The 16,096-nt window shown below is 63.3% G+C and carries 18 protein-coding genes; 13 read left to right on the top strand and 5 right to left on the bottom strand.

All coding sequences use genetic code 11. The features are described from left to right. The first annotated feature begins 161 nt into the window (after nt 1–161). The 5 genes from NKJ06_RS20770 to NKJ06_RS20750 all read left to right on the top strand — a co-directional run bounded on the left by NKJ06_RS20770 (nt 162) and on the right by NKJ06_RS20750 (nt 3,818). Nucleotides 162–872: a hypothetical protein gene (locus NKJ06_RS20770; RefSeq protein ID WP_352633121.1), complete on the top strand. Its 711-nt coding sequence runs from the start codon at nt 162–164 to the stop codon at nt 870–872. Nucleotides 873–1,009: 137 nt separating this feature from the next. Continuing rightward, a complete protein-coding gene (locus NKJ06_RS20765; protein ID WP_352633122.1) occupies nt 1,010–1,333 on the top strand; it encodes a hypothetical protein in 324 nt (107 codons plus the stop codon). A gap of 37 nt (nt 1,334–1,370) precedes the next feature. After that, the gene (msrA, locus tag NKJ06_RS20760; protein WP_352810477.1) at nt 1,371–2,036 is read left to right on the top strand and encodes a peptide-methionine (S)-S-oxide reductase MsrA; all 666 of its coding nucleotides are present in this window, start codon (nt 1,371–1,373) and stop codon (nt 2,034–2,036) included. A 211-nt stretch (nt 2,037–2,247) separates the two neighbouring features. Next, complete coding sequence (locus NKJ06_RS20755; protein ID WP_352633124.1) at nt 2,248–3,237, top strand: BMP family lipoprotein; 990 nt, start codon at nt 2,248–2,250, stop codon at nt 3,235–3,237. A 140-nt stretch (nt 3,238–3,377) separates the two neighbouring features. After that, a complete protein-coding gene (locus NKJ06_RS20750) occupies nt 3,378–3,818 on the top strand; it encodes a GNAT family N-acetyltransferase (RefSeq protein WP_352633125.1) in 441 nt (146 codons plus the stop codon). Here NKJ06_RS20750 and NKJ06_RS20745 read toward each other — a convergent pair. Both NKJ06_RS20745 and NKJ06_RS20740 read right to left on the bottom strand, forming a co-directional pair. Further along, nucleotides 3,813–4,205, bottom strand: a complete 393-nt coding sequence (locus tag NKJ06_RS20745) for a hypothetical protein (protein ID WP_352633126.1) — start codon at nt 4,203–4,205, stop codon at nt 3,813–3,815. The genes NKJ06_RS20750 and NKJ06_RS20745 overlap by 6 nt on opposite strands. A gap of 21 nt (nt 4,206–4,226) precedes the next feature. Next, the gene (locus NKJ06_RS20740) at nt 4,227–4,436 is read right to left on the bottom strand and encodes a SlyX family protein (protein WP_056595051.1); all 210 of its coding nucleotides are present in this window, start codon (nt 4,434–4,436) and stop codon (nt 4,227–4,229) included. 224 nt (nt 4,437–4,660) lie between these two features. Between NKJ06_RS20740 and NKJ06_RS20735 the strand changes: the two genes are divergently transcribed. Genes NKJ06_RS20735 through deoA form a run of 6 tightly spaced genes read left to right on the top strand, consistent with a single transcriptional unit; the run spans nt 4,661 to nt 10,924 of the window. Then, complete coding sequence (locus tag NKJ06_RS20735) at nt 4,661–6,193, top strand: ABC transporter ATP-binding protein (protein WP_352810476.1); 1,533 nt, start codon at nt 4,661–4,663, stop codon at nt 6,191–6,193. Further along, the gene (locus NKJ06_RS20730; protein WP_352633128.1) at nt 6,190–7,329 is read left to right on the top strand and encodes an ABC transporter permease; all 1,140 of its coding nucleotides are present in this window, start codon (nt 6,190–6,192) and stop codon (nt 7,327–7,329) included. Before NKJ06_RS20735 ends, NKJ06_RS20730 begins: the two co-directional genes overlap by 4 nt. A gap of 1 nt (nt 7,330) precedes the next feature. Continuing rightward, nucleotides 7,331–8,302, top strand: a complete 972-nt coding sequence (locus tag NKJ06_RS20725) for an ABC transporter permease (RefSeq protein ID WP_352633129.1) — start codon at nt 7,331–7,333, stop codon at nt 8,300–8,302. 53 nt (nt 8,303–8,355) lie between these two features. Further along, complete coding sequence (gene cdd, locus NKJ06_RS20720) at nt 8,356–8,748, top strand: cytidine deaminase (protein WP_013529630.1); 393 nt, start codon at nt 8,356–8,358, stop codon at nt 8,746–8,748. A gap of 47 nt (nt 8,749–8,795) precedes the next feature. Continuing rightward, nucleotides 8,796–9,605, top strand: coding sequence for a purine-nucleoside phosphorylase (locus NKJ06_RS20715; RefSeq protein ID WP_352810475.1), 810 nt, complete (start codon nt 8,796–8,798; stop codon nt 9,603–9,605). Beyond that, nucleotides 9,605–10,924 carry a thymidine phosphorylase gene (gene deoA / locus NKJ06_RS20710; RefSeq protein WP_352633131.1) on the top strand — a complete coding sequence of 440 codons (1,320 nt, stop codon included), beginning with the start codon at nt 9,605–9,607 and terminating at the stop codon, nt 10,922–10,924. Before NKJ06_RS20715 ends, deoA begins: the two co-directional genes overlap by 1 nt. An 85-nt stretch (nt 10,925–11,009) precedes the next feature. Here the strand turns inward: deoA and NKJ06_RS20705 are convergent, their stop codons facing one another. From NKJ06_RS20705 to NKJ06_RS20695, 3 genes are all read right to left on the bottom strand, one after another. Continuing rightward, nucleotides 11,010–11,573, bottom strand: a complete 564-nt coding sequence (locus tag NKJ06_RS20705; protein ID WP_352633132.1) for a TIGR02281 family clan AA aspartic protease — start codon at nt 11,571–11,573, stop codon at nt 11,010–11,012. 221 nt (nt 11,574–11,794) lie between these two features. Beyond that, complete coding sequence (upp, locus tag NKJ06_RS20700) at nt 11,795–12,424, bottom strand: uracil phosphoribosyltransferase (RefSeq protein ID WP_352633133.1); 630 nt, start codon at nt 12,422–12,424, stop codon at nt 11,795–11,797. A gap of 143 nt (nt 12,425–12,567) precedes the next feature. Then, nucleotides 12,568–13,539 (bottom strand): adenosine deaminase, encoded by a 972-nt coding sequence (locus NKJ06_RS20695; RefSeq protein WP_352633134.1) that lies wholly within the window; start codon nt 13,537–13,539, stop codon nt 12,568–12,570. 134 nt (nt 13,540–13,673) lie between these two features. Between NKJ06_RS20695 and ubiE the strand changes: the two genes are divergently transcribed. After that, nucleotides 13,674–14,450, top strand: a complete 777-nt coding sequence (gene ubiE / locus NKJ06_RS20690) for a bifunctional demethylmenaquinone methyltransferase/2-methoxy-6-polyprenyl-1,4-benzoquinol methylase UbiE (RefSeq protein ID WP_352633135.1) — start codon at nt 13,674–13,676, stop codon at nt 14,448–14,450. A 70-nt stretch (nt 14,451–14,520) separates the two neighbouring features. Continuing rightward, nucleotides 14,521–16,095, top strand: coding sequence for a 2-polyprenylphenol 6-hydroxylase (gene ubiB / locus NKJ06_RS20685; RefSeq protein WP_352633136.1), 1,575 nt, complete (start codon nt 14,521–14,523; stop codon nt 16,093–16,095). The last annotated feature ends 1 nt before the right edge of the window (nt 16,096 follow it).

Here is a 16,096-nt window from a genome sequence, read left to right as displayed (position 1 = left end):
TCGAGGGCTCCGCAAATCACGAAGCCCCTCATGAATCACATTCGCATCCCATACGCACCTCCCGTTAACCCGAAGCGATTGCCCTAGCCACGAGGCTGGCCGTGCTTGACTTCGCCTCTGGCCATCTGTCGAGTGATCCAAAGGCTGTGCGGGGGCCGGACATGACGTCAAGCAGCGGGGAATCGGGATCGCCGGCCGGGCGGCCGGACAGCGGCCTGTCCTTCGTGCCGCCGGGTTGGCTCGCCTTGATCATGGCATGGTCAGCCTACGGCCTGATATCCGCCTGGCGGCTAGTGTGGGTTTACAGCCTGCCGGACGAAATCTTCTCCCTGATCTATGGCGGGCTCGCGGTCGACATCATCACCATTCTGTGGGGGCTTTATCTGCTCGGCCTCGCCTTCGGCCGCTCGGTGCGCTTCCCCCGCCAGTTCACCATCTGGCAGATCGCCACCATAGTCTGGCTGCTGGCGAGACAGGCCTATATGCTGTTGATGCCCGGTTTCGACCTCTCCGGCAGGGCGCTCGCCATCACCGCCGCCGAGATCGCCATCGGAATTCTCTGCATTTATCTTCTGCGCCGCGGTTCCGAAGCCGAGACCGTCTATACCAAGCCGGCAACCGAAGCACCGCCAGTCTTCGTTTCGATCGTCGCCGCCTTGCTCGGCATCATTCTCGGTGCGGTCATCGGCGCGGTGGGCGGCTTCGTCGCCGGCTCGATCATTGCCGATGCCACCGACATGGGCTGCTTCGAAGGCGCCTGCGGATACTTCACCGTGTTCATCGGCCTCGCCGGGCTGGTGGTCGGCGCCATCGCCGGCGGAATTTTAGCCGTCTGGCGTGTCCACCGGCGCAAACGCAAGCCGGTGGCTTAGGGCCGACCGGAGAAGGCGTGGCTTCAAATTCGCGTATGGCGATTGCGAACCAGGCATGCGCATTCTATCTCTCGTTTCGAAACGTGCCGGAAGGCCCTCGGGAGGAGCTTGAGGACTGATCCGGAGGAAGGTCTCTGATGTTTCGCTTCGTCTTCCGTCTTGCCGCAATGGTCGCGCTATCGATTTCCGTCATCATGGCGGTGCTCGACGTGACGCGCACCGTGGCGGCCTCGGCGCAGGTGCTGACCCCGCTCAACGCCAGTTGGCTGGCGGTATCGCCGGACACGCGGGCAGCCTTCGAAACCTTCATCCGAACCAACGCCAGTCCGTTGCTGTGGGACGGCGCCGTCGCCTGGGTGCTCAACCAGCCGGGCTTCGCCGTGTTCGCGGTGCTGGCCTTCCTGCTTTATGCGATCGGCTACAGGCGGCAACGGCGCACGGGACGGTTCGCCGCGAACTGATCCCTTTCCGCGTTCTACCCAGAGAGGAAAGCCGCGCATGTTCTTTCTCAGCGACATGCTGAACAAGAAGCTCAATCTGCCGAAGCCGTCCGAGGCGTTGCCGGGCCGCGCCAGGGCGATCCCGACCGCGCCAAGGCACAAGGTCTTGAAAAGGCCGCTCAAGGGTCCCTATCCCGAGGGGCTGGAGATGGCGATGTTCGGGCTGGGCTGTTTCTGGGGCGCGGAGCGGTTGTTCTGGCAGATCGAAGGCGTCTGGGTCACGGCGGTCGGCTATGCCGGCGGCTTCACGCCCAATCCGACCTACCAGGAAACCTGCACCGGGCTTACCGGCCATGCCGAAGTGGTGCTGGTCGTCCACGATCCCAGGATCGTCTCCTATGCCGCGCTTTTGAAGCTGTTCTGGGAAAGCCACGACCCGACGCAAGGCATGCGTCAGGGCAGTGATGTCGGCACCCCCTACCGCTCCGCGGTCTACACGAACGGTGATGCGCAATTGCGGGCGGCGAGCGCCTCACGCGATACCTATGAGGCTTCGCTGCGCAGCGCCGGCTACGGCAGGATCACCACCGAGATCGCGCCGGCGCCCGAGTTCTACTTCGCCGAGGGCGACCACCAGCAATATCTGGCCAAGAACCCTTACGGCACTTGTAGCCTCCAGGGCACCGGCGTCGCTTGCACCATTGCGGCCGCCGCCTGCGCCTGAAGCCTTTGGCGCAACGATCAAGCTGCGGCGCAGCCTCACCGCGCCATGCTTTTCCAAAAGGTCAAAATTCCGCGTGAATTTTGTTTCGGGCCATGCCAGATTGCCCCGAGCGGGAGGGGAGTACACTCCTGGCTGACGTCGCATGCCTGCCGGAGAACCGGGCCGGTATGCGGTGCATAACGGAAAAAATAACCGACAGGGTGTGGATCACATGAAACGTATCGTTCTCGGCCTCCTGGCCGCAACCGCAATGGTTCTTCCGGCTTTCGCCGCGGATGTCCAGCCGGCCATCCTCTATGATCTCGGCGGCAAGTTCGACAAATCCTTCAACGAGGCCGCCTATCATGGCGCCGAGAAGTTCAAGACAGAGACCGGCACGGCCTACGTCGAATTCGAGGTGTCCAACGCCTCGCAGCGCGAGCAGGCTCTGCGCCGCTTTGCCGAGGACGGCCGCAACCCGATCGTCATGGCCGGCTTCGCCTGGGAGGATGCGCTGAAGAAGGTCGCGGCCGAGTATCCTGACCTCAACTTCGCCATCATCGACGACGCCGTCGATTTGCCCAATGTCCGCTCGCTGGTATTCAAGGAGAATGAAGGCTCCTATCTGGTCGGCATCCTGGCGGCGATGGCATCGAAGTCGAAGAAGGTCTCCTTCATCGGCGGCATGGACATTCCGCTGATCCGCAAGTTCGAATGCGGCTATGTCGGCGGCGCCAAGTCGGCCGGCGCGACGGACGTCATCCAGAACATGACCGGCGACACGCCGGCTGCCTGGAACGACCCGGCCAAGGGCGGCGAGATCGCCAAGACGCAGATCGACCAGGGCTCCGACGTGGTCTATGCCGCGGCTGGCGGCACCGGCGTCGGCGTGCTGCAGGCCGCGGCTGATGCCGGCAAGCTTGGCATCGGCGTCGATTCCAATCAGAACGGCCTGCAGCCCGGCAAGGTGCTGACCTCGATGATGAAGCGCGTCGACGTTGCCGTCTACAACGCCTTCATGGACGGCAAGAATGGCACCTTCAAGGGCGGCCTGCAAAATCTCGGCCTCAAGGAGGGCGGCGTCGACTACGCCATGGACGACAACAACAAGGCGCTGGTCACCGATGAGATGAAGGCCGCCGTCGAAAAGGCCAAGGCCGATATCATCTCCGGCAAGATCGAGGTGCACGACTACACCGCCGACAACGCCTGCCCCTATTGAGCGGCACAAATATACAGCCATGATCTGCAAACCGCCGGGGGCAAGCCTGGCGGTTTTTGCCTTTTGCCAGACCGGAAAAACGTTCGTCGCTCCGTAGGAAACATCATTCCGGGACGCAGATGCAGCCGACAATCGAACCCATGAACGAGCGCGATGTGGCAGCCCTCGCGCAACTGCGCCTGGCCACCTTTTTCGAGGGAACCGGAAGGACCCTCGAGGAAGACGCTGCGGGGCTTCGCGGCTTGCTCGCCGGTGACGGCTTCGAGGCCGCATTCGTGGCCCGGATCGACGGCGTGCCGGTTGGGACATGCCTGCTGGTCCGCCACGAACTGGAGCCAGCGCATGATCTGACGCCATGGCTGGCCGGCTTGGTGGTCGATGCCGGGCATCGACGCCGAGGCATCGCTACCGCGCTGGTCAAGGCAACGGAAGCGCATGCGGCGTCACAGGGCGTCGAGACGCTTTATCTCTACACGTGGAATGCGCGTGGTTTCTACGCCGCTCTCGGTTGGGACACGGTTGAGATCTTTGGCCAGGACGGCGAGAGAATGGCGCTGATGGCGCGCCAGCCTCGCCTATAGCAGCTTCGCGAAGAGATAGCCGAACGCGAAGGCCACGATCAGCCCGGAGGCGACGACAAATCCGCGCCGCCCGCCAAGCGTGTGTAGGCCGATGCCGTACGGCCGCTGCGACAGGCTTCGGATCACTGTTGGCGGCCTGGCATCGCTCAGGCCAGAGGTGCGCATCTGCGGCAGGTCTCCAATGCGCTGCGTGATCTGCTTCCAGCGCTCTTCGCCCGCAGGTTCGGCACGGTCGAAGACATGCATGCGCTCGGCAAACTGCACGACCGCGTCGCGGAAGGCGGGATCGATCTCCAGGTCGCGCTCGGCCCGTTCGCGGTCGGCGTCGTTCATCAGGCCGAGCACATAGTCGCCTGCCCGCGCGATGCGATCGCTTTCACTGGCCATGGCGTGCACCCTCCCCTTTCCTCACCAGTGCGGCGGCTTGGTTACAGGCACGTCGTCTCCTGCCTGCTCCTCCAGCGCCAGGAAGCGGTCGGTCAGCGCATCGAGCTTGCGCTGCATGCGCTCGATCACCTTCCACTGCTCGGCGATCTGGCCGGACAGTTCCTCGATGGTCTTCTCTTGTTCGGCGGCGCGGATCTCCAGCGTCGTCAGCCGGTCGGCGGGCATGATCATTCAAATCCCCAGTCTTTCACCGCGATGTCTCGCACTACGTTGCGCAGCGATGCGAATGTCGGCTTTCCCATATTAGCGAATGTGAAGGCCCCGGCCACGTTGGAAATTGACAAGCGCACCGGGATTTGTCGAGAGTGACCCTGCTCCGGCCAATTGGCATGGACGGAGCGTCATGCTAGGCGTTTTGACCAAGCGATAAAAAAATTAAGAGTGGGACAGGCTGCATGGCGCAAGCCGCAATCGAGCTGATTGGCATCGACAAGAGTTTTGGCGCCGTGCGCGCCAACCGCGACATCAATCTGGAGATCGCGCGCGGCACCATCCACGGCATCGTCGGCGAGAATGGCGCGGGCAAGTCGACGCTGATGTCGATCCTCTATGGCTTCTACCAGGCCGACAGCGGCGAAATCCGCGTCGGCGGCCAGCCGGCCTCGATCAAGACCCCCAATGACGCGATCGCGCTCGGCATCGGTATGGTGCATCAGCATTTCATGCTGGTCGACAATTTCTCGGTGCTTGAAAACATCATTCTTGGCGCCGAAAGCGATGCGTTGCTGAAGCGCAGCATCGCCAAGGCGCGCTCCGAACTGGAGCGGCTGGAGCGCGAATACGGGCTGGAAGTCGATCCCGATGCGATCGTCGAGGAACTGCCGGTCGGCCTGCAGCAGCGTGTCGAGATCCTCAAGGCGCTCTATCGCGGCGCCGAGATTCTGATCCTCGACGAACCGACGGGCGTGTTGACGCCGGCAGAGGCCGACCATCTGTTCCGCATCCTCAGGCAGTTGAAGGACCAGGGCAAGACGGTGGTGCTGATCACCCACAAACTGCGCGAGATCATGGCCATCACCGACACGGTGTCGGTCATGCGCCAGGGCACGATGGTGGCGACGCGCGAGACCGCCAAGACCACCGTCGAGGAGCTGGCCGAGCTGATGGTCGGACGGCGCGTGCTCTTGAGGGTCGAAAAGGGCGAGGCGGAAGCCGGCGCTGTCAAGCTCGCGGTCAAGAACCTGACGGTCAAGGACACACGCGGTGTCACCATGGTCGACGACATCTCGTTCGATATCAGGGCCGGCGAGATCGTCGGCATCGCCGGCGTCGCCGGCAACGGACAATCCGAACTGCTCGAGGCGATTTCCGGCATCAGGCGTGCCGTCTCCGGCTCGGTCATGCTCGACGGCAAGCCGATCGCCCTGACCGGTGCCGCCGACCCCGGCGAGCTTCGCGACCGCGGCCTGGCACACGTGCCGGAGGACCGCCATCATGTCGGGCTGGTGCTGGCCTTCGAGGAGAACGAGAATTCGATCCTCGGCTATCACGACGATCCCCGCTATTTGAAGGGGCCGTTCCTCAACATCGATGCCATCCGTAACGATGCCAAGGACAAGATCGCCAAATACGATATCCGGCCGGCCGATTGCCGGTTGAAAACCGCCAATTTCTCCGGCGGCAACCAGCAGAAGATCGTGCTGGCGCGCGAAATGGAACAGGACCCCGGCGTGCTGATCGTCGGCCAGCCGACGCGCGGCGTCGATGTCGGCGCCATCGAATTCATCCACAAGCGCCTGATCGCCATGCGCGACCAGGGCAAGGCGGTGCTGGTGGTGTCGGTCGAACTGGACGAGATCCGCTCACTCTCCGACCGCATCCTGGTGATGTTTGCCGGCCGCATCGTCGGCGAGCGCGGCCCGGAGGCAACCGAGGGCGAACTCGGCCTGCTGATGGCCGGCGTCGAGCATCAGGAGGCAGCGGAATGAGCACGCCCTACGCCAAGCTGCCGGCCTGGGCCGACTACGGCCTGATCCCGGTGATCAATCTGTTCGTTGCCTTCGTCGTCGCCGGCTTCGTCGTGGTTCTGGTCGGCGAAAACCCGTTCCGCGCCGCCGTCATCCTGGTCGAGGGCGCCTTCGGCAAGGGGACTGGCATTGCCTTCACCCTATTCTACGCCACGACTTTCATCTTCACCGGCCTGTCCGTGGCGGTTGCCGCGCATTGCGGCCTGTTCAACATCGGCACCGAGGGCCAGGCCTACATCGCTGGACTCGGCATCGCCATTGTCTGTCTGTCCTTTGACAGCGTGCTGCCATGGTGGCTGACATTTCCGCTGGCCATCGTCGCTTCGGCGGTCGTGGGCGCGTTGTGGGGACTCATCCCCGCCTATCTGCAGGCCAAGCGCGGCTCGCACATCGTCATCACCACCATCATGTTCAACTTCATCGCCGCCTCGATCATGGTTTACTTGCTGGTCGGCCCCTTGAAGCCGGCAGCGTCGCAAGCGCCGCAGACGCGCAACTTCCTCGCCGGCGCGGAATTGCCTAAGCTCAACTGGATCATCGAACTGTTCGGCGCCAAGATCCGTTCGGCACCGCTGAACATTTCCTTCCTGCTGGCGCTGGTCATGGCCTTCCTCGTCTGGCTGCTGATCTGGCGCACCAAGCTCGGCTACGAGATGCGCACCTACGGTCACAGCCCGAAGGCGGCACGCTATGCCGGCATTTCGGAAACCCGCATCATCATCACCGCCATGATGATCTCGGGCGCGCTCGCCGGCATGATGGCACTCAACCCGGTAATGGGCGACCAGCACAACGTCGCGATCGATTTCGTTTCCGGCGCCGGTTTCGTCGGCATCGCCGTGGCGCTGATGGGCCGCCTGCACCCTATCGGCATCGTGCTGGCGGCGATCCTGTTCGGCATGCTTTACCAGGGCGGCGCCGAGCTTGCCTTCGAGATGCCGGCGATCAGCCGCGACATGATCGTCATCATTCAAGGGTTGGTCATCCTGTTTGCCGGCGCACTCGAGCACATGTTCAGGCCTTACATCCAGGCGCTGTTCGCCTCGTTCAATCCGAGGTCGGTCGGCATGGAAGCGGTCAAGAGTAAGGGTGCCTGAGATGGATGTGTTCAACGCAATCGTCCAGACACTGGACTCGACCATCCGCCTCTCGGTGCCGCTGCTGCTGGCATGCCTCGCCGGCCTCTATTCGGAACGCGCCGGCATCTTCGACATCGGTCTCGAAGGCAAGATGCTGGTCGGTGCCTTCGCCGGCGCGGCGGCGGCTTCCGTGTTCCATTCGGCCTTTCTCGGCCTCGGCATGGCCATCCTGATCTCGGTCGCCTTTGCCATGATCCACGGCTTTGCCTCGATCACCCATCGCGGCAACCAGATCGTCTCCGGCGTGGCGATCAATTTCATCGCTGCCGGCTCGACCATCATCCTCGGCCAGGCCTGGTTCCAGCAAGGCGGGCGCACGCCGGCGCTGCAACCGGGCGAACGCTTCGAGGCCATCATTTGGGCCGGCGCCGATGCCATCCACAATGTGCCGATCATTGGACCGATCTATGCCGAGCTGCTGTCGGGCCACTCGATCCTGGTCTATCTCGCTTTCCTGATGGTGCCGTTCACCTGGTGGGTGCTGTTTCGCACCCGCTTCGGCCTGCGCCTGCGCGCCGTCGGCGAGAACCCGGCCGCCGTCGATACCGCCGGCATCTCCGTCGCCTGGCTTCGCTACCGAGCGTTGATCTGCACCGGCATCCTCACCGGCATCGCCGGCGCCTATCTGTCGATGGTGCAAAATGGCGGCTTCGTGAAGGACATGACCGCCGGCAAGGGCTACATCGCGCTGGCAGCCCTGATCTTCGCCAAGTGGAAGCCGGTCAACGCCATGTTTGCCTGCCTGCTGTTCGGCTTCCTCGACGCGCTGTCGATCCGCCTGCAAGGCTCGCCGCTGCCCATCATCGGCAAGGTGCCGGTGCAGTTCATGCAGGCGCTGCCCTACATCCTCACCGTCATCCTGCTCGCCGGCTTCATCGGCAAGGCCATTCCACCGCGCGCCGGCGGCGTGCCCTACGTCAAGGAACGCTGAGCCGGGCGGCTTTGTGCCGGGTTTTGGACACGATCATCGGAGAGAACACCTGAATGTCGCATGACCTGTTCGAGGCCGCCAAGGCTGCCATGGCCAAGGCCTATGCGCCCTATTCGAAGTTTCCGGTGGGCGCCGCCTTGCGCACCGAGGATGGGCGCGTCTTTACCGGTGCCAACATCGAGGTCGCCTCCTACCCGGAAGGCTGGTGCGCCGAGACCACAGCGCTCGGCCACTACATCATGGGCGGTGGCGGTAAGATCGTGGAAATCGCCGTTCTTGCCGAGCGCATGGCGAAATGCTCGCCTTGCGGCGGCTGCCGGCAGCGGCTGGCGGAATTCTGCCGGCCGGAAACCAAGCTTTATCTCTGTGACAATGCCGGCGTGGCCGAGACCGTTACCATGGGCGACATGCTGCCCTATGGCTTCCGCGGCGACATCTTGAAATGAAGACGTGGCTCAAATGAAGAATTGGCTGAAATGAAGAGCTGGCTCAAATGACGGAAAAGGCGCTGGATCATCTCATCGAAAGGCTGGACGGCCTGGCGCCGTTGACGGCGCTGGTGCTGGGTTCGGGCCTGGGCGGGCTGGTCGACCAGATCGAGGATTCGATCCGCATCTCCTATGCCGAGCTGCCGGGCTTTCCCAGAAGCGGCGTCACCGGCCATGCCGGCGAAGTGGTGGCGGGGCTGTTTGCCGGCGTGCCGGTGCTGATGCTGTCCGGCCGCGCCCACTACTATGAGCACGGCGTTGCTGCGGCGATGCGCCCGGTGCTGGAAGTGCTTGCCGGCATCGGCATCACGAAACTGATCCTCACCAATGCCGCCGGCTCGGTCGATCCGGACATGCCGCCGGGTTCGGTGATGCTGATATCGGACCACATCAATTTCTCGGGCAGCAATCCGCTGATCGGCGAACCCAGAGACCGCCGCTTCGTCGGTCTCACCGAAGCCTATGATGCCGGCATCCGCAAGGCCATCGAACGGGCGGCGAAAGCGACCGGCACCACACTGCACAAGGGCGTCTACATGTGGTTCTCGGGGCCATGCTTCGAGACGCCGGCCGAAATCCGCATGGCGCGCATCATGGGCGCCAACGCGGTCGGCATGTCGACCGTACCCGAGGTCATTCTCGCCCGTTTCCTTGGATTGCGCGTCGCCGCCTGTTCGGTCATCACCAATTTGGCTGCCGGCATGACTGGGGCCGAGCTCTCGCACCAGGAGACCAAGGACATGGCACCGGTTGGCGGCGCGCGGCTGGCAACGATCCTGCAACGCGTGTTCCGCGACGGACTGCTGGAGAGCTGATGCTTCCGCAGGAAATCATCCGCCGCAAGCGCGATGGCCTGAGGCTGTCGGAGCAGGAGATCGCCGGCTTCGTCGAGGGCGTGACGTCAGGGGCCGTTTCGGACGGTCAGGTCGGTGCCCTCGCCATGGCGGTGTTCTTCAACGGCATGAGCCGCGACGAGGCGGTGGCGCTGACGCTCGCCATGCGCGATTCCGGCGACGTGCTCGACTGGTCGGACCTGCCCGGCCCGGTCACCGACAAGCATTCGACCGGCGGCGTCGGCGACAATGTCTCGCTCATGCTGGCGCCGATCGTCGCCGCCTGCGGCGCTTATGTGCCGATGATATCAGGCCGTGGCCTTGGCCACACCGGCGGCACGCTGGACAAGATGGATGCCATCCCCGGCTATGTCAGCCAGCCCGATATCGCGCTGTTTCGCAAGGCGGTGCTTGAAACCGGCTGCGCCATCATCGGCCAGACCGCCGACCTCGCGCCCGCCGATCGACGGCTCTATGCGATCCGCGATGTCACCGGCACGGTCGAATCGGTGCCGCTGATCACCGCTTCGATCCTGTCGAAGAAGCTGGCGGCCGGGCTGCAATCGCTGGTGCTCGACGTCAAGGTCGGCAACGGCGCCTTCATGGAGAAGTCGCGCGACGCGACCGCACTGGCCAACAGCCTGGTCGAAATCGCCAATGGTGCCGGGCTGAACGCCTCGGCGTTGATCACCGGCATGAACGAGCCGCTGGCGTCGGCCGCCGGCAACGCCGTCGAGGTGCGCAATGCTGTCGATTTCCTCACTGGTCGGTTTCGCGACCATCGGCTGGAGGACGTGACGCTGGCGCTGGCCGCCGAAATGCTGCAGTCGGCGGGGCTGGTGTCGTCCAACCAGGATGGCATGCGGCGCGCCACCGAGACGCTCGCCAGCGGCCGCGCCGCCGCCACCTTCGCACGCATGGTGGCCGCGCTTGGCGGTCCCGCCGATTTCATCGAGAAGCCGGAAAAATATCTGCCAGCGGCTGCGACCGAATTTGCCGTCAAGGCGACCGCAAACGGCTTCGTCACCGGCATAGCCACCCGCGACATCGGGCTCGCCGTGGTCAGCCTGGGAGGTGGACGCACGCGGCCGGACGACAAGATCGACCCTGCGGTCGGCATCACCAGGCTGTTGCCTATCGGTGCGGAGGTCAGGCTCGGCGAGCCGCTGGCATTGGTCCATGCCCGCTCGTTGGCCGATGCCGAGGCCGCCGCCGCCGCCGTGCTTTCGGCCTATACGGTCGGCGCTTCGAAGCCGGCGGCCGACAAGTCGGTCATCCGGCGGATTCTGCCGCGCGGCTGAGCAATTCCAGGAAAAGTGTGTAACGGTTTTCCCGGGAAAAGCGCATAGCGCTTTCCCTTGGGAATTGCGGAAAACAAATAGGACTTTACTGGACGAGCAGCAGCGCGCCATTCTCGGCCTGGTATTTGCTGAGCCGGTTGAGGAAGCTCATGCCGATCAGATTGGTGCGCAGCGCCCTGTCGTCGAGCACGATGGTCTGGACATCGTTGACCGTGATGTTTCCGATCTGCAGGCGGTCGATCATTGCCACGGCCGCCTTGATGGTGCCGTTGGCGGTGCTGACTTCGTGGTTGAAATCGGAAGCGTTCAACGACAGGCCGATCCTGCGTGCTGTCGAGGTGTTGATGGCGACCAACGTGGCGCCGGTGTCGATCAGGCCGTCGATCTGACGTCCGTTCAGCTTGAAGGCCGACGAGAAGTGTCCACGCTCGTCTGCCGCAACGACCACCTTGCGGCCCATCGGCAACGGCGCCACCGGCTTGTCGGGGACCGATGCCAGGTTGACGTTCGGTTGGGCTCCGGCCGCCTGTTTGCCCGGCACCGTCGATTTCAGCAGGTTTTCGACGAATTGCGGATTTGCCTGATACACGATCGGTATCGATGCCGACGTGCCGGCGAAAACGCCGAGGATAAGAAGTTTGCGCAGCATGGACCGGCTTCGCCGCATGACCCCGAAAATCGGGATCGATTTTCGGAAAGGGTCATGCGCAAAATCAAAGTGCTACAGCGTCATTTGCGCGTCCGAATGGTCGCGCGGCGCTGTAGTGAGCCGATCCTTAAGCCCGGATGGTGTTTGCCGCTTTAACACGCGCCAAAACCCCGCCTTTGCGTAAATATTTGGTAAATCGTACCAGGCAACTTTGGCTGGTATTATTTGGTCCCGTACATGCGATCACCGGCATCGCCGAGGCCGGGCATGATGTAGCCCTTCTCGTTGAGCTGGCGGTCGATTGAAGCGGTGAAGACGGGAACGTCCGGATGCGCCTTTGTGAAGCGCTCGATGCCTTCGGGCGCCGCCAGTAGGCAAAGGAAGCGGATGTTGGTGGCACCGCGCTCTTTCAGCTTGTCGATCGCCGCGATCGCCGAATTGGCGGTCGCCAGCATCGGGTCGACGACGATGACCAGCCGGTCGCCGAGATCGCTCGGTGCCTTGAAGAAATACTCGACCGCTTCCAGCGTTTCGTGGTCGCGATAGAGACCGACATGGGCGACGCGGGCCGCCGGCACCAGGTCGAGCAGGCCTTCCAGCAAGCCGTTGCCGGCGCGCAGCACCGAGGCGAAGACCAGCTTCTTTCCCTCCAGCGTCGGCGCTTCCATGGTTTCCATCGGCGTCTCGATCGTCGTGGTCGTCAGTTCGAGGTTGCGAGTGACCTCATAGCCAAGCAGCAGCGATATTTCGCGCAGCAGCCGGCGGAAGCCCGCCGTCGAGGTTTCCTTCTTGCGCATGATGGTCAGCTTGTGCTGGACAAGCGGATGGTCGATGACGGTGACGCCCTGCATAATGTGCTCCGAGCCGCGATGGAAAGTGGTGAATGGTGAATAGTGAATAGTGAATGGGTTTGCGAGTCTTTTGCGAGATGCGGAAAGGTGACGCTTGACAGGCAGACAGGGCCTCCCACCATTCACCATTCACCATTCACCATTCACCTCTTCGCATCGAGCCGGGCAAGAAGTGCTGTCTTGGTCTTTTTGTCGACGAAAGCGGCTTCGATGGCTGTACGGGTAACGGCGGCCAGCGCCTTTTCGTTCATCGAGAAATGCTCGGCGGCAATGTCGTATTCGCGCTTCAGCGAGGTCCAGAAATACGGCGGATCATCGGAATTGAGCGTCACCTTGCAGCCGGCCGCCTGCAGGGACGGAAACGGATGGTCGGCAAAACTGTCGAACACCTTGAGCGCGATGTTGGAGCCGGGGCAGCATTCCAGCACGACGCCCTCGTCGGCGATGCGCCGGACAAGGTCCGGATTTTCGATGGCACGCACGCCATGGCCGATGCGCGACGGGCGGATATGGTCGAGCGCCGCCTGGACGGTCTCCCAGCCTGTCAGTTCGCCGGCATGGATAGTGATGCCGAGCCCGGCCTCGCGGGCGATCTCGAAAGCCCTGACATAATCCTCCATCTCGCCGATGCGCTCATCGCCGGCGACGCCGAAACCGGTGACCAGCGGGTGCCCGCAACGCGCCGCGAAACGCGCCGCCTGCTCGATCGACTCGACGCCGACATTGCGCACGCCGGTAACGATCATGCGGCCCTCGATGCCGGTCTTGGCCTTGGCGCGGGCCATGCCTTCGCCAAGCGCGTCGGTATAGGCCTTAGGCGACAGCCCGGCCTTCCTGGCATGGTCCGGCGAGGTGAACACCTCGGAATAAATCGCCCCGTCGCGGGCAAGGCTGGTCAGATAATGATCGGCCAGCCGCGCATAGTCCTCCTCGGTCCGAAACAGATCGGAGGAAAAGTCGTAAGCGGCGAGGAAGGACGTGAAATCGTGCCAGACGAATGAACCGTTCTGGATATAGGGCGAGGTGTCCTTGCCGTATTTCTGCGCCTGGCGGATGACGAGTTCTGGCGACGCTGCCCCTTCGATGTGGCAGTGCAGTTCCGCTTTCAAAGGCATTCAAACATCCCGTCGGTCAGTCCAGGTCTCGAAAACCCGCCACCTGGAAGCGCGGCTGAACACCGCGCCTTAAACAATAGCGCCCGCACCATCGATCGGCTATGGTCCCGCCGGTTTTATGACGGATCAAAAAAATGTCAGTTGAGAGAACCACGGCCGCGGGCGGCATGGAAACCTCCTATGGTTTCAAGCGTGTAGGGGCTGGCGACAAGCAGTCCCTGGTCAACGATGTTTTCCACAAGGTCGCCAACCGCTACGACCTGATGAACGATCTGATGTCGGCCGGCCTGCACCGGCTGTGGAAGGACGCCATGGTCACCTGGCTCAATCCTCCAAAAAGGATCGGCTGGCGCGTCCTCGACGTTGCCGGAGGCACCGGCGACATCGCCTTCCGCATCGTCGATGCCAGTCATGGCAATGCCCATGCCACCGTGCTCGACATCAATGGCTCGATGCTCTCCGTCGGCCGCGACCGGGCCGAAAAGAAAGGCCTGTCCGGCAACACCGATTTCGTCGAGGCCAATGCCGAGGAACTGCCCTTCCCTGACGCCGCATTCGACGCCTACACCATCGCTTTCGGCATCCGCAACGTGCCGCGCATCGACGTCGCGCTCAGCGAAGCGTTCCGCGTGCTGAAGCCGGGCGGGCGCTTCCTGTGCCTGGAATTTTCCGAAGTCGAGATGCCGCTGCTCGACAAGGCCTACGAAGCCTGGTCGTTCAATGCCATTCCGAAGATCGGCAAGATGGTCACCGGCGACGGCGAGCCCTATTCCTATCTGGTCGAATCGATCGCCAGGTTCCCCAACCAGCAGAATTTCGCGACGATGATTTCCCGCGCCGGCTTTGATCGCGTTTCCTTCCGCAACTATTCCGGCGGTATTGCCGCGCTTCATTCGGGCTGGAAGCTTTGAGGCCGGGGGGCATTTCTCACATTCGACATGCGCTATGCCGGTTCGAAGAGCCGGCAGGACGGGCGCGGCCATGAGCACCGTCAGCGCTGGATTTCGGCTCATGCGGGCCGGCTGGGTGCTGGTGCGCGAGGGCGTCGTTGCCGCCTTACCCGGCGAGGAACTGTCCGGCCTGCCGAAGTTCGGCTGGCGGCTGGCGCGGCTGTTCACCCGCCGCCGCGCGCTTGCTTATGAGCGCAGCGACCGGCTGGCCAAGGCGGTCGTCCGGCTCGGTCCCTCCTACGTCAAGCTCGGCCAGTTCCTGGCGACACGGCCCGACGTCGTCGGCAACGACATGGCGCTTGATCTCGCCATGTTGCAGGACAAGATGCACACCTTTCCGAAGGCCGAGGCGATAGCGGCTATCGAGACTTCGCTCGGGCGCAAGGTCGGCGATCTCTACGCGCAATTCGGCGACCCGGTCGCAGCCGCCTCCATCGCCCAGGTCCATGCCGCCGACACCCTCCACGACGGCGTTGCCACTAAGGTGGCGGTCAAGGTGATCCGGCCGGGCGTGCGCCGCCGCTTCTTCCATGATCTCGAAAGCTATTTCCTCGCCGCCCGCCTGCAGGAGAAATACATCCCCTCGTCACGCCGGCTGCGGCCGGTCGAGGTGACCGAAACGCTGGCGCAGACCACCAAGATCGAGATGGATCTCCGCCTCGAAGCGGCCGCTCTCTCGGAATTGGGTGAAAACACCAAGGATGATCCCGGCTTTCGCGTGCCATCCGTCGACTGGGAGCGCACCGGCCGCGACGTGCTGACCATGGAATGGGTCGACGGCGTCAAGATGAACGACATTGCCGGCCTTGCCGCTGCCGATCATGATCTGAAAACCATCGCCGCCAACCTGATCCAGTCGTTTCTGCGCCATACGCTACGCGACGGATTCTTCCACGCCGACATGCATCCGGGAAACCTGTTCGTCGAGGCAAACGGCACCATCGTCGCCGTCGATCTCGGCATTGCCGGACGTCTCGGCAAGAAAGAGCGTCGCTTCCTCGCCGAAATCCTCTACGGCTTCATCACGCGCGACTATCTGCGCGTCGCCGAGGTGCATTTCGAGGCCGGCTATGTGCCGCGCCAGCACAATGTCGCGGCCTTCGCCCAAGCGATCCGGGCGATCGGCGAGCCGATTCACGGCCAGCCGGCCGAGACCATCTCGATGGCCAAGCTTTTGACGTTGCTGTTCGAGGTAACCGAACTCTTCGACATGGCGACCCGGCCGGAACTGATCCTGCTGCAGAAGACCATGGTTGTGGTCGAGGGCGTCGCCCGCACGCTCGACCCGGCTTTCAACATGTGGAAGACGGCCGAACCGGTGGTAAGCGGCTGGATCGCCGGCAACCTCGGACCGCGTAGCATGATGCTCGATGCGCGCGATGGCGCCAAGGCGCTACTGACGCTGGCCCGCCAGGCGCCCGAGCTTGCGGCGCGCACCGATCGGCTGTCGCGCGAGATCGACCTGATGGCCGAGCATGGCCTACGCTTCGATGAGACAACCGCTCACGCCATCGGCAAAGCCGAGGCGCGTTACAGCCGCTCCGGCCGCCTGGCGCTGTGGGTGATCGCGCTGACGCTGGTCTATATCGCCTGGAAGATCATCTAAC

The sequence above is a fragment of the Mesorhizobium sp. M0293 genome, from assembly GCF_040321735.1.
Lineage (GTDB): Bacteria > Pseudomonadota > Alphaproteobacteria > Rhizobiales > Rhizobiaceae > Mesorhizobium.
This window is presented reverse-complemented; position numbering and strand designations above follow the sequence as displayed.